At 58.9% G+C, this 13863-nt stretch carries 7 protein-coding genes; 3 read left to right on the top strand and 4 right to left on the bottom strand.

Going from position 1 to position 13863, the window contains the following annotated elements:
- From EN750_RS02975 to EN750_RS02965, 3 genes are all read right to left on the bottom strand, one after another.
- The coding region (locus tag EN750_RS02975; protein ID WP_145967377.1) for an ATP-binding protein at positions 1-997 on the bottom strand (997 nt) is incomplete at its 3' end.
- The gene (locus EN750_RS02970; protein ID WP_126057626.1) at positions 994-2118 is read right to left on the bottom strand and encodes a DNA repair exonuclease; all 1125 of its coding nucleotides are present in this window, start codon (positions 2116-2118) and stop codon (positions 994-996) included. The genes EN750_RS02975 and EN750_RS02970, both read right to left, overlap by 4 nt.
- Positions 2119-2131: 13 nt before the next feature.
- Positions 2132-8095 carry a DUF3320 domain-containing protein gene (locus EN750_RS02965; RefSeq protein WP_126057627.1) on the bottom strand — a complete coding sequence of 1988 codons (5964 nt, stop codon included), beginning with the start codon at positions 8093-8095 and terminating at the stop codon, positions 2132-2134.
- 671 nt (positions 8096-8766) lie between these two features.
- Here EN750_RS02965 and EN750_RS02960 point away from each other — a divergent pair.
- Positions 8767-11451: an AAA family ATPase gene (locus tag EN750_RS02960; protein WP_126063811.1), complete on the top strand. Its 2685-nt coding sequence runs from the start codon at positions 8767-8769 to the stop codon at positions 11449-11451.
- Positions 11452-11472: 21 nt separating this feature from the next.
- Here the strand turns inward: EN750_RS02960 and EN750_RS02955 are convergent, their stop codons facing one another.
- Positions 11473-11757 (bottom strand): hypothetical protein, encoded by a 285-nt coding sequence (locus EN750_RS02955; protein ID WP_185928960.1) that lies wholly within the window; start codon positions 11755-11757, stop codon positions 11473-11475.
- A 104-nt stretch (positions 11758-11861) separates the two neighbouring features.
- Here EN750_RS02955 and EN750_RS02950 point away from each other — a divergent pair, with 104 nt between their 5' ends.
- The gene (locus EN750_RS02950) at positions 11862-13319 is read left to right on the top strand and encodes a metallophosphoesterase (RefSeq protein WP_126057628.1); all 1458 of its coding nucleotides are present in this window, start codon (positions 11862-11864) and stop codon (positions 13317-13319) included.
- A 2-nt stretch (positions 13320-13321) separates the two neighbouring features.
- Positions 13322-13863: hypothetical protein (locus EN750_RS02945; RefSeq protein WP_145967375.1), on the top strand; the 542-nt coding region annotated here is incomplete at its 3' end.

The raw sequence follows: 13863 nt of genomic DNA, 5'->3' as shown, positions 1-13863 counted from the left end.
CGGCAATGGCAGAAGCGCGCCGATCGAGAACCTCACTGCGGCGAAGCTGCGCAATCGTCGACTGCTGGCGCAAATCCGTGGCTCGTTTGAGCGCGGTCCGAAAACTATCGAGGGCCTGCTGCGCCGCGTCGTGGTGAATTGCGGCAAGGGCAGCTTCCGCCTCGGCGGCTTTCAAGGCTTCGCTGTGCGATTTGGCGGCCTCGACTGCGGCTTCCGCGGCCGAGATGGCTTCCCGCCGAGTGGCGCCTTCTTCGGGGTTTTCAAGCTCAGACAGACGCGCCAACGCCATGCGCCGCTTGTCGAGCGAATCGCGCAGACCGGTGACTTCGGCGCTGAGACGCTGCTCGTCTTTCACCAGCTTGTCACGCTCGTCGAGCGCTGCCGCATAGAGACCGCCGCTCTTGGGACGCAGCGTTGACGTAACCAGGCTATAGAGTTCTTCTTCACATGCCGCGGCGATTTCGGCCATGCGTCGCCCGCCGGTCAGGGCTTCAACTTCCCCCTGAACCGAGGACAGTAGGCTTTCGCGCACGCGTTTTTCGCCGTCCTCCTCGCTTTTGCTGCGCCTTTCGATGCCGGTGACCCCTTGGCGAACCCAGAGCAATCCTGCCGGTCCTGCGCTTCCGCCATGGATTAGTTTGCCGATAAAGGCTTCGGCCTCATCGGCTTGAGCCAACAGTCGCCCGCCGTCGAGGTCAATAACGCTGGCCAGCCTGCCGCCATAAAACTGCTTGGCAAGTCGATAGCGTCCTTCTGAAGTGGTGATGTCGGCCTCCACCACCGGATTGCCCCCACTGTAAGGCCGCAACAGTCGCACGCCTTCGGGTGTGCCCGTGTGAGGCTGGAAAAAGAGTGCGTGCAGCGCTTCGAAGAAGGTTGATTTGCCGAACTCATTGACCGCGCAAAGCACGTTGACGCCGTCGCCGATGTTTTCGATGGCGACGCCTTGCCCGGCGAACCGTTTGACGTTGTGGAGCCGAAGGGCCGTAAGTTTCATGATCCCATCGCCTCGCAATAGCTGAACAACCGAACCAGTGCTTCTCGCGATATGTCGCGTTCGACAGCCGACCGGGTTTCGTCGCTGCTTTCATCCAACAGTGCCTGCGCTGCCTCGCGAAGGGCACCAGAGCGGTCGATCCGATCCAAATCGCCACTTTCGCAGTCGGTCGCGAGCCCGTCCCCGTCCAGTTCCAGATAGGCGAAGTCGGGCGCGGCTACCGCGATCGCCGCTTGAAGGATCGTTCGCCCACTTAACCGCACCCGGCCAGACGCGGCAATTCGCAGCAAAGTCTGACGCCGCAGATGAGCCGGTGGAAGCAACGCTTCAAATGCCGCGGCGCTGTCGTCGCCAGACAGCAGATGCAGGGGAGCGGTTTTCCAGGAAAAGCTAGCTGTTTCAACGGCCACGATCTCGGGCACGGCGCCAGGCCCGGCAATGGAAACGACAAGGGCCTGACCGGGTGTATCATGCTTGAAACGGTCAGGTTCGGGCGCACCGCTATAACGGCTGCGCTCATTGATGGTGACGGGTCCGTGCCAGTCGCCAAGTGCCAGATAATCGAGGCCGGCCTTAGTCGCGCGATCTGGTGCAATGACATCGGACGCTGCTGAATCTTCGGAAAAGTTCTGAATAGCGCCATGAGCAAGGCCGAGCCGGATGGCGCCTTGCGGCGTCGCGGCGCTGTTCATCCACTCGGTAAGGTCGCGACCGGGTCTGCGGGTGGTGCAAGGTGCAGGCAGCAGCGCCACGTCCGCGCCAATGGTCAGGGTTTCGGGCCGCGTCGCCAGCAGGACATTGTCCGGCACAACGCTGTCCGCTGCACTCCACAATTGATCAGCCAACAGGGAATCATGGTTGCCAGGCAGCAATATCCAGCGCAGAGGCGCGCTCTGGCTCATCTCGGCCATGGCCTGCCGCAACATCGCTGGAGTGGGCGTTTCGGTATCGAACGTATCGCCGGCCAGAAGTATGGTGGATGCACCATGGACGCGTGCCTGCTCTGCCAGCCGGCTGATCGCGCCATGGCGCGCTTCACGGAGCCGCCCGCGCAGATCCTCTGGCATGTTGCCGAACCGCTTGCCGATATGAAGATCGGAGCTGTGGATGAATCGAAACATGGAGTCTCCGAGACTATGTCGATGCCAGGTTGCGCTGGGCGCGATCGATGGCTTCATCCAGCCGGGAGCGTGAAATCGCCGCAAGTCGCTCGACACCGAGCAGACGTGCAAGGTCGAGAGCGGGGTCGGACTGTTCCAGAATGTCCTCGTTCGCAACGACGACAGCGGCCAGCTCGGCGATTGGAATGTCGGCAATGGACCGGCGGGCATCGGCATCGAACGGCATGCGATAATCAAGCAGGTCGACCACCGTCCCTCTCTTCCATAGGAAGCTGCCGCTGGATTCTTCAGTTCTATCGAACTCGCGCAGATGCAGGTCGATCCGCTCCCGAATCTTGTTGCCCGTTCTGAGCCAGCCATGCGCCCGTGCGATGCGCTGCGCAAGGACGTCATCTCGCAGAGGTCCTTCCTGCTCGATCACCGCGTCGACCATGGACCGCAGCGTGCCTCGGTAGACGAAGTCATAAAACTGATCCGGGCTGGTGGAAAATCCGGTTAGATCAGTCAGGCGATAACGGCCGCCCGTCGGTACGGTATCATGCGTCGAATGCGCGGCCGCAGGCAAAATTCCTGCAGATGCCGATGGGCGCTCTCCCGTCGCGAGGGGAGCGGCGACAAGTTCTGGCTCTGATTTTATCGACGGATGTTCCGGTTCGCCGGCCGATGCTAGGTCTTCGGCTGGCAATGGGTCCATGGGGTCGACCTTATGTCCCATGTCCCAATGGATCGCGGCTTCACTTTCCTGTTGTTCAGCCTGTTTGCGACGGCTTTCCTCGAGCAGCGCGGCCAGGCTGGCATGAAGCCTCTCGGTGCAACCTTCGAGATCAAACCACCAATCGGTTGACCATACCCGGACAATGTTCCACCCGAGGCCGCGCAGGACCTGCTCGCGGACCTTGTCTCGATCTCGCGCCGTGGCAGAACTGTGATAGGTCGCGCCGTCGCATTCGACCCCAGCCAGATAGGCGCCGGCGAGATCGGGATGCCGGATCCCTATATCCACTCGAAAGCCCGAAATGCCGACTTGAGGAACGATGGTCCATCCGCGCTTCTCAAGCTCGGCAGCGACGGCCTCCTCGAAAGGGGATTCCAGGGCTCCGACCGATCCGCGTTCCTGCGCTGGCAATGCCACAGCGCCGCGTTCGGCAAAATCGAGAAAGGCTTTGAGATGCTGTACGCCGATCGCTTTGGTTCGGTTGGGGTCGATCTGGTCGGCGGCAAAACCTGAAAATACGATCAGTTCCTGCCGCGCACGCGTCACCGCGACATTCAGCCGGCGTTCGCCGCCGTCCCGATTCAGCGCGCCGAAATCCATGCTGCGCTTGCCGGCATTATCTTGCGAAAAGGTGATCGAAAACAGGATTATGTCACGCTCGTCCCCTTGGACATTTTCCAGATTCTTGACGATGGCGGGCTCAATACGCTCGTCGGCAAAGAACCATTCAAGCTCCGGCTCTGTCTGGCGTGCCTTGTCGAAAAGGTCGAGGATGAGCGACTGCTGTTGCGCGTTGAAAGTGATGACTCCGAGCGTGGGTCGGTCCTTTTCCGGTAGGGCCAGCCAACGCCGCATCCTGCTGACCGCCTCGTCGGTTACCGCTTGGGCTTCGATTCGATTGGTGCGGCTTTTGCCACGGTCATAGATGCCGGTCGTGATTTTTCGCAGCTGAACTGCCCGATCTTCCACCGTTGGCGAAGGGAATGTGATGAGCCGGTTCTGATAGTAGTGATGGTTGGAAAAGGCGATCAGCGACTCATTGCGGCTACGATAATGCCAGCGCAGGTCACGTACCGGGATGCCGGCCGCTTTGGCTTCGTCGAGAATGCTCTCAAGATCCTTTTCGTGTTCGACGACTTCCTCGTCCTCCTCGTTGCGGCCAAAGAAATTGGTGGGCGGCAACTGCTTGGGATCGCCTACGATTATGGTTTGATGGGCTCGCGCGATGGCACCGACGGCGTCCCAGGTGGTGATCTGCGATGCTTCGTCGAAAATCACCACGTCGAACAGGGCTTGGTCGGGCGGTAGATATTGAGCGATTGAAAGAGGGGACATCAGCATGCACGGCGCGAGCTTGGCAAAGCTCGTCGGCATCGCGCCAATCATCTCGCGGATTGACCGGCTGGGCCGCTGCAATTCCATCTGATGGCGCAACAGGCCCAACTCGGAATTGCGCGGGACGCCTTGCACAGCCGGCAAACCATGAGCGATGGCACTGATGACGCGAAGGCTTGCTTGAGCGCGGACAAGATCGTCGATTTCCCGGAAATCTTCGATGGCGTGCTCGTGCTGGAAGCGACGGAAATTCCGCAGCACCGGATCGGCATCCAGCGTGGCCGGCAGCCACCAGCGTACATAGGCCAGGCGGAACGCGGATTGAGCTTCAGCTGGTCGCACTAGACCCGCCTCGATATCGTCGACCAACGCTCCCAGATTGTGACTGACAGCCCTGCGACGAATGCCGCACCACGAAGTCCAGTCCCGGAGAAGATGACGGGCGTCGAGCAAGTCTCCCATCGCAGTCGTCAATTCGGTCAGCGGGTTATCATGTTCTGCCCAAGAAGGCGTCTTTCCAGCAGGGATCGCAAATTGGGTCTTGGCAGCCTCGAATGCTGCAGAAGCCGCAAGGAAGCGGGCTGCCCCATAGCGCATCGTGCTATCTGCTGCACCGCTTCGCAGGCTCGGGGCGGTTGCTTGCAGGAGCGCTTTGAAATCCTCCGTGCCGAGGCCGGGCAGGCGTAGCGTCTGTCGAAGCCTTTCGGCCATCGAGAGTATCTGATCGATACGGTGGGTGTCGGTATCAAGTGCGGCAAATCCGATCGGCTTCCCAGATAGGATGTTGGCTTCGACAGTGGCCCGGCGGTCCTGCATCAGGCGCAACAGCAGCAAGTCGTGCTGAGGATCGGCTACCCCCTCTGTGACATAGCCTTGAAGCAGCTTCTGGACTTTGCGTTTGCCCAACTGACTGTTTGGCCAGAATGCAGAAGCGGCCTGCTGCCATTGCTGCTCTATGTCCTCCACCCGTATGCGCGCAACGGCAGCCTCGTCATAGCGGGCCGACAGGTCCTTGCGAGACTTGCGATAGTCTCCGATTGCCTCATTGAGAGTGGCGAGGGCTCCCCGCAACTGGGCGAAATCTCGATCAAAGACAATGCTGACGTCATAGCCGGCACTGTCCTGGAGTGCCGCTGCTAGTTTTCGCAGCGCTTCGAGCTCCGCTTTTGACGCGTCGCCTTTGGCGCGCAGGCCGATGCTCACCAGGAAGGCGTCGAGTGCGGTCGCTAGAACCTCGGACGCATTCTTGAGGGTCTTTGCCCCTTCGAGCAAATTGTCCTGCCAGCCTGACGTCCACTCGGTGACATCTATAAGACGCAAGACCGACCGCATCTCCACCGACTGAAATGCGAGACCTGTTTCGGCGGCAATATGCTCCAGCGCCAGCCGGTTTGCCTCGTCATGGGAATCGCGCGATGGCCAGGACAATCTCGGAGCGTGCTGCCGCTTGTTCTTGAGAGCGATGCCGAGCGCCAGATAAGGCGTCAGACCATTGACATGGTGCCGATGCAGCGCTTCGACATAGGCATTCAGTTCGTCGCGACGGACGCGAAGCCGCTCGTTGATCGCAATCCACTCCGCTGCGTCCACGCGCACGCCGCTTTCCCAGCTGATCCTGAGCTGGGTGAGAAAGTTGCGTCGGTCCGCCTTGCTGGAATGGAGTTCGAGACAATGCGCGCCCAGGCCATGTTCGCGCAGGCGGCGATACACCACATCGAGCGCCGCCGTCTTCTCGGCCACAAACAGCACGGTTTTGCCAACTGAAAGACAGTTGGCAATCATGTTGGCAATGGTCTGGCTCTTGCCAGTGCCGGGAGGACCGATGATGACAAAATCGCGACCCTCAGCGGCGGCAAGACTTGCGGCGGTCTGTGAGGAGTCGGCCGGCAGCAGCAAAACCATGTCGGACGGGGCATAGTGCCGGTCGAGTTCGCGCTCGTCGCGGAATGATGCGCCATTGCCCTCGAAAGCTATCTCCGGCGTGTCGATCAGATGGCGCACGACACGGTTTTCGCGCAGCGCATCGGTACGCTCGACCAGATCCTTCCACATGAGAAACTTGGCGAAGGAAAAGGTCGACAGCGCCGTCTCGTCCACCACCTCCATGCCGGGGACGTCGCGCACTGCCTGGCGCATAAGACCGAGCAGCCTCGGCACATCAACGCCGCTTTCGTCCTCGGGCAGCTCACCGGAAAACTGTGGCAGTTTGAGCTCGAAGTCGCGTTCGAGAAACTGCAACAAGGTTGCGTTGAATCGCGGTTCATCTTCATGGAAGCGCAAGGTAAAATGCGATGTTGCGCTGCGGCGCTCGATTTTGACCGGTACGAGCAGCAATGGCGCGCGATAGCTGCGCTCGTCCTCGGCCTTCTTCTTCCAGCGCAGGAAGCCGACCGCCAGGAAGAGCGTATTCGCGCCGCCCTCGGCAAAATCGTTGCGCACTTGCCGGTAAAGATCGATCAGCCGGGATTCCAATTGACGCCCATCGAGCGTCGACGGGAGCTCGTCGCGCAGAAGCGCTTCCGCGGCAAAGCCACGCTGGAGGTCACGTCCGTGCACCTCGCGATAGAGGACAGCATCCCGCTCGCCCAGTGGATTCTGTTCGGGGAGCGAAATCAGCCGGATCGAAGCGCCTGCCATCAGACGGTCCTCGAGGTAGCCGACGTCAGTACAAAGAAACGGAATTGTCTTCTTGGAGTCCGGAAAATTGAGCAGGCGGTTCCGCAGTGTCAAATCGAGGAGCTTTTTCTGCCAGCGGTCGATCCGTCCGGCCGCTGTCGTCGGCTTTACCTCGACGATCTCGACCGGCAGGGCTACCACGGCCGGTGCGGCTGGCAACGGCAACGCGATTTCGGTTGCCGCCTCTGCATCCACGCTGCGGCGCGTCGGTTCGTGCGAAGCAAGCGGTGTGATGCCGCCGCTGCGCGAGCGGCGTATATCGATGGCTGCGACAAAGGTGGCTACCTGCGTTTCGTCGAGCCGCTGTTCGATTGCGTGTTGGGCAGCCTCCAACGTCATCGCCGGCCGATGCGTCACGCCTGTCGTCTCAAACACGATGAGTTCGCGCGATGCCAGCGCCTTGCGGACCTCCATGGCATCGGGTTCAATGGCGTTGGCGAGCGTCCTTTGTGTCATCCAGACGCCGACGGCCGCGTGTCCCTGAAACATCAAAACGACGGGATGCAAGCCCGTCGCCTCCAGGGCGGACGCGAATAACAGACTGGTATCGAGACAGGTTGCCAGCTTTTCTGCCGTAATAATTGAGGGACGTCGAATTTTTTGGCCGCGGCTTTCGAAGCTCGCAGGTGGCTCTGCATAATGCAGCGATAGGCCAGCAATGGCCGAATAAATTGCGGCCGCCAGCATGAATGCGCGTTGCGGATTGCCGCTTTGATAGCCATCGAGGCTGGAAGGATGACCATGCGCTGCGAGCAGCTCCGCTGCGGAACGCAGCAGTCCTGCGATCGCCGGGTCGTTCGGCATGACGAATGCGGCGAGCAATTGCGCCATATCGACGACGCCACCCCATTCGTCGCGGGCAAGCAGGCGCACCGCAACGCGCTGCTCGGCCAGCACTGCGCCTCCTGAGGTTAGGCGCAACGTTATCTCCCCGCGCTCAGCCTCGTTGAGACCGGCCAGATAGCCGGCGTCGAGATCGATTTTTCGATCGCTTAAGGGAAGCCGGTCGCCAGCAACGATCCGATCAATTGTCCAGCTTTTGGCGCGCAAAAAAGGGGGGTTCGATGTCAGCTCGAGAGTGCATTTTTCGAAACCCTGCTGGGTCGGGTTGTTGAGCGCGATAGACCGGATCACCGGAATAGCATTTTGGAAGGACGCATATGTAAAGCTGGCGGCGATGTCCGCCACGACTTCTATTACGGGCGCGGCTGATATACCGGCAGCATCGCCAGTCTCCGAACTCGTTTCCATACCCCATCCCCTATTTTCATTTACGATAGAACTTTGCCGCCAGAATTTGAAAGTAAATTCTCGGTATGGTCGCCGCTTATGTCCAGCAGCATAGATTTCTAAAAGTGTTACCGCCCAGATAACGGTCGAAATGGAGACAGGCGATAATCGGTCGTCACGATTGGAGGGGATCCAAAAGTCGCGGAAATCGGAGCGCCGGCGCACGCTGCTGAAACCCAAGACGGGCAGGACGTCATCCGCAAATGTGTGGCGGTCCGGGCGCCATGGACCAAGCGTTGCGCGCCTATCGCGAGCGCTGTCGTGGCGCCTATCGCGGACTCGGACCCAGCCCGACAGTGACGGCGAACCTCGATCGGCCTATCGGTGAGGCGGTCGAATTCCGCCCATAGACTATCGAAAGGCACGCACTTCCAGCTCTATCTCCTCGTACGCGTTGCCGGCTACCTAAATTCGTGCGCGCGGTCCAATGCCTTTGATTGCTGATGTCGTTGTGGAGACGTTTGATCGCTGAAGCATTTGTTTGCTGACCTAGCGGCGCGGGGGGAGGTCATTTATTGGGTACATCTCCAGCACTCTATGTGCGATCGCGAGGAAAATTTGTCCAGACAAGCGAATTCATCGAATCTGGACTAATCAATAAGTATAATGATGGTAAGATTCGGGGGGCAGGAATGGCCGAGGTTGGACTTTTGGAATGGGCGGATAAGCAGCCCGACTGGATTAGGGATGCCTTAAGAAGACACGCCGCGCGGCCGGGCTTCAACCTCGAGCAGGAGGATAAGGCCGGTGTAACAGCTCGGGTCCGCCACGTCGGTGGATTTACCGCTGATCTGCCCGAATGCTCTCCGCTCTCGGCGGAGCATTTGAGGGCCAACAGTTCGAACGAGCCGCGCGCGGTGCTTTGCTCACTCGGCCCCGTCAAGCATTTGAACCGCCTCGCCGAAGAGCAGCAACTGCGTTTCGCCACCGATGGCATCACCATTATCTACGGCGACAATGGAAGCGGAAAGAGCGGCTATTGCCGGATCGCGAAGAAGCTTTGCCGTAGTCTGACGGCGGATGATCTTCTTGGCAACGTGTTCGAGATCGGCACCAAACCGCCAGCCGAAGTGCTTGTCCGGTTTCTCGAAGAGGGTGCTACGGAACCGACCCCCATAACCTGGAAGGACGGAACGCTGCCCCCCGCGTCAATTGCACGGATCTCCGTTTTCGACTCCGCGAACGCTCGCCTCTACGTCGATAAGCAAAACCGTATCGGTTTTCTGCCCGCAGCCATCGCGCTTCTCGAAAGCCATGGACGTCACCGCACCGAGCTCGAAGCCGACTTCCGGGAAGAAATCAAAGCGATCGAAAAGAACCTAAAGACACCATTGCCGAGTGGGTACACAGCTGCCGGCGCGGTCGTAAAGCTGCTGGCTCGTCTCGAAATCAAGTCAAAGGACGTGATGCCTTCCGCAGCCGAAATCAAAAACCTCGCTGCCCTCTCAGAGCAGGACATGGCTGATCTCGCTGGCCTCGAACAGGCTCTGGCAAGCGACCCTTCAACGATGGCGACAAAGCGTCGGCGTGCCAAGGCGGCCTTGGAAAAACTGCTGACTGCATCTGAACAGATCGACGCGGCTCTCTCAGCGGCGGCCCTCGAGATTTATCGCAATCTATATGCAACAGCCGATTCTACAGCGCAGGCTGCACAACTTGCCGCCTCAGGAGCGTTCGCGACTATGCCGTTGAGCGGCGTTGGGCTTTCTCCCTGGCGGTATATGTTCGACCATGCACGAGCCTATTTAGCGAGCGTCACTGGCATCGATCATCAGCACTTGCCAGATCAGGAAGGCGATCGTTGCATGCTCTGCCAGGAGCCGATGACGGCGGACGCCGCGGGGCGGATCCAATCCTTCAATGACTTCGTAACGGGCGCCGCAAATAAGGCGGCGCAAGTCGCATCTATTGCCCATGAAGAGGCCCTGCGCCAAATCAAAGGACTCACCATTGCGACCGGGGAGGCGGTTGAGGCGGCTCTCGGAGAGTTTGGCGATCTGTCCGCCGCACGCAAGGCGATGGTGGCCCTGATCTCGGCATATTATGTCGAGGCAGGTAAAAGGCGTGATGCAATTGTCGTTGCGGCTGCGCTGTCCGAGTACGCTGCGTTCCCGCAACTTGCGGCGCCAGTTGCATCGAAACTCCGAACGGAGGCGGAGGCGCTAGAGGCCGAAGCGCTGACGGACGACAAGGCAGCGGCCGACGACGGGAACCGCGCTACCGATCGAGCTCGTCGCGATACACTCAAGGATCGGAAAAAACTGGGCGACGATCTCACCATCGTTCTCGCGCGCTTGGCGAATCTCGAAGAGCGGCGCAAGCTTCTCTCATGCTGCGATGCTGTCGAAACAGGCTCGGTGTCACGGCAGATGACGTCGCTTCGACGAAGCCTCGTCATGCAGGATCTCGAAAAGCGCGTCGTCGCCGAGATTGAGACTCTGGCGTTAACGCACATCCCGTTCGCAGTTAATGATCGTAGTCAAGATGGGCAGAGCTATTTCGAGGTCGGGCTCAACGCGGCAAAAGCGATCTCAAACAGCAAGGTCTTAAGCGAAGGAGAGCAGCGCGCGCTTGCCCTGGCCTGTTTCTTAGCCGAGGTCGGAGGAGACACATCGCGTCAAGGCATGATCATCGACGACCCCGTGTCATCTCTCGACCATGTTCGGATCAGGCGGGTCGCGGCAAGGCTCGTAAAAGAAGCGGCCACAGGACGTCAGATTATTATTTTCACCCATAATCTTCTGTTCTTCAACGAGGTGGTTGACGCAGCTGCGCAGGCCAATCCGCCGATTCCCCTTGTTCGAAACTACATCAACAAGTCCGAATCTGCCGGTTTTGGCTTGATTAGCGAAACTGACGAGCCGTGGATCGCACAGTCTGTCACGAAGCGCATCGAGACTCTCAAGACGCGCCTGAAGAGCTTCGACGGCGCCACTGATTTCACCACCGATGCTTGGCGAAGGTCAGCGAAGGATTTCTACAGCGATCTTCGGGAAACCTGGGAGAGGCTCGTTGAAGAAATCCTGCTCGGTAAAGTCGTCGAGCGATTTAACAGCGATGTCAAGACACAGAGCCTGAAGGGTGTGGTGGTCGAGGACGAAGACCACAAGCGAATCTATTGGGCCATGAAGCGAGTTTCGGAGCGTTCTGGACATGACATGGCGTCCGCCAAGGCCATTCCAGTTCCAACACCAAACGATATGAAGAGCGATCTTGATGGAATTGACCAATATCGTATCGACACCACCAAACGAAAAAAGGATGCCGAAAAGCGCCGGATTGAATTCGAACAGCCTCCCAAGGCGACTGTACTCTAGCCTAATGACTATTGTCGTGTATTACTGGCCCTCACTGGCTTCATCCTGCTGCGCATGCCGGTGTCCGCCTGCCGCGGGCGAAGCCGACGTGACGAGGAAGTATCGCGAGGGCGCCAAGCCATCAATGGCTGTGCGCTCGCTCTTCATCTTGGATTTCAGCGCCGAGAAGCCTGACCGCTGGTAGTGCTTCGCCTGCACAATGTCGCCGCCGGCAAGGGCATGTCGACCATCCATCGCGTCGTCCGGTCCCTCGGGAAAGGCCTCGAAACGCTTGTCGATCTCGCGACCTACGAGGTCGCGGGCCAAATCCTCAAACTCGTTATGGGACAAACTCGAGAAATCATAAGCCATGCGCCCAGATTGAGTGCCCATTTGGTGGGCAGACAAGCAACCGGGGGCACAATTGCGTCGTGCCTCTCCATTACCAACAAAAAGATAAACGCGCTTTCCAGGCGATGCGGTCGGATGATCGTTTCGCGCTTGGCAAAAGCGAACGGATTAGTCTATGGCTCTCGGCGGGGGGGCGAGTTATGCGACGGGTGCGAATCCTTCAAGTAGGCGATATTCACTATCCGGATTGGCATCCTTCCTCTAGCAACATCGATGCCAAGGATAGCAAGTTCGCTCCGAAAATAACGCAGAAGCTACGCGCGTCTTCGCTGCGTGCCGTCTTGACGAAGCTTCGGCGGCTGACGACTTCGAAGCCCTTGGATTCGATCGCCTTCATGGGGGATTTCACGAGCCGTGGCGACAAGACTTTCATTGCTTCGGCATTCCAGCATTTCACGTTGCTCTGCCGCGCACAGGGGCGCAGTTCAAAGGCGCTTCCGTTGATATTCGTACCGGGAAATCACGATGTGAACCGTGATGACGCGCGCGAACTTGGACCGACTGAGAAATTCAGCGAAATGGCGAGTTTAGCCGCCCGCTTGGGTTGGCAGACCGTTCCCGTGGACCAACCCGTGCACTTCAGACTTCCGACAGGATCCGCAGGCGCAAACTTCATCCTCGTCAACACAGCGATAGGCAGTTGGGAGCTTCAGAACCTTCCCGCGTTCCTTCGTGATCGTCTCGAGGCACTCGGTCCTTCTACAGAACCTGTAGATCTCGGCTCGCCGGACACCTCGGGACATTCGCCCGCGACACCTCCCAGCGATCCAGACAAGGAGGCGTCCGACGACGAGTATTACGGTCAGATGGACACGCCATACATCTCGCGTGAGATGCTTGCAGGCCTACAGGAATTGCTCCAGCAGCCCGACATGCGTTACGGCATCATGATCGGCCATCACAATCTGCTGCCACAAAAGACTCCGCGCATTACGCCATACGCGGAGATGCTCAACAGCGGATTTGTCAGAACTCAGCTGCTGCAGGGCAACAAGCCTATCGTCTACCTGCATGGACACATACATGCCGATCCGGTCGAGATCGTCAACGATCCAAGGTTTCCGGACGGCAAATTGATCTGCATCTCAGCACCAGAGATACAGTCAGGTTTCAATGAGCTCGTCTTCTTCACGACCGATCAGGGAGAGCTCGTCGGCATCCGACTTATACCCTACCGCACCAATGTCGCCGACGGGACGGTCATGGAAGGCGAACATTGCTTCATCTCGACTATGTCCAACGGCAAGGCCTTTCTGAACAACGACACGTTTGACCTGATGCGCCGACTGCGCGACCATGCCACCAGGCGCGGGAATGGGTTACTCTTCTGGGACGAGATCACTGAGATTGCCGCCTCCGCCGAGCTCGGGCTAGATTTGGAAGACTCTCTTCTGATGCTCCAAGCGGCGCGCTTCGTCGAGATAGACGGCCTCACGAAGGCAAACTCGGCTTGGCGCATTAAGGTAAGGGACGAATAGAGATGGAGAATCCGTTCGGCCCCAACAGGATCGAGTACGAAAGTCGCCCGATACTGTGGTTCAGTCAGAAGTCGGCCTTGATTTCTGCCGCCGCCAAGCCGGTCTTCGTCGCAGGGACGAGAGGCAGCGGCAAGACCAGTATTCTTCGCTCGCTTTCCACAGTTCATATCCTCGAAGACAAAAGTCTCGCGGACCAAGTCGGCAAGCTCGGCTGGTATGGCGTCTTCTTCCAGCTCAATGAGACATTTTCGCCCCTAATCGACAACGCGGTTCTGAACCTCATTCCGGAGCGGATACGCTTCGACACGGCCGCCGTGATCCCGCGGCAATTCGTAATCTTCTCTCACTATCTGGAGCTGAAGATAGTCGAACGCCTGCTCGAGAGCATCAGCCAGCTCAGACGCGACAGCCACTTGAAATACCGGGCCTCTGAAGATAGGGACGTCGCCTTGGCACTGCATCGCGAAGTGCTGCACTTCATACCCCAACCTGCCCGTCTCGACTTCTTCAGCATAGATGAGCTGCGGGGTGGGATAACCCGGTA

Source organism: Mesorhizobium sp. M7A.F.Ca.ET.027.03.2.1, assembly GCF_003999175.1.
GTDB lineage: Bacteria > Pseudomonadota > Alphaproteobacteria > Rhizobiales > Rhizobiaceae > Mesorhizobium.
The sequence above is the reverse complement of the archived record's forward strand: the minus strand, read 5'-3'. Positions and strand labels throughout refer to the sequence as shown.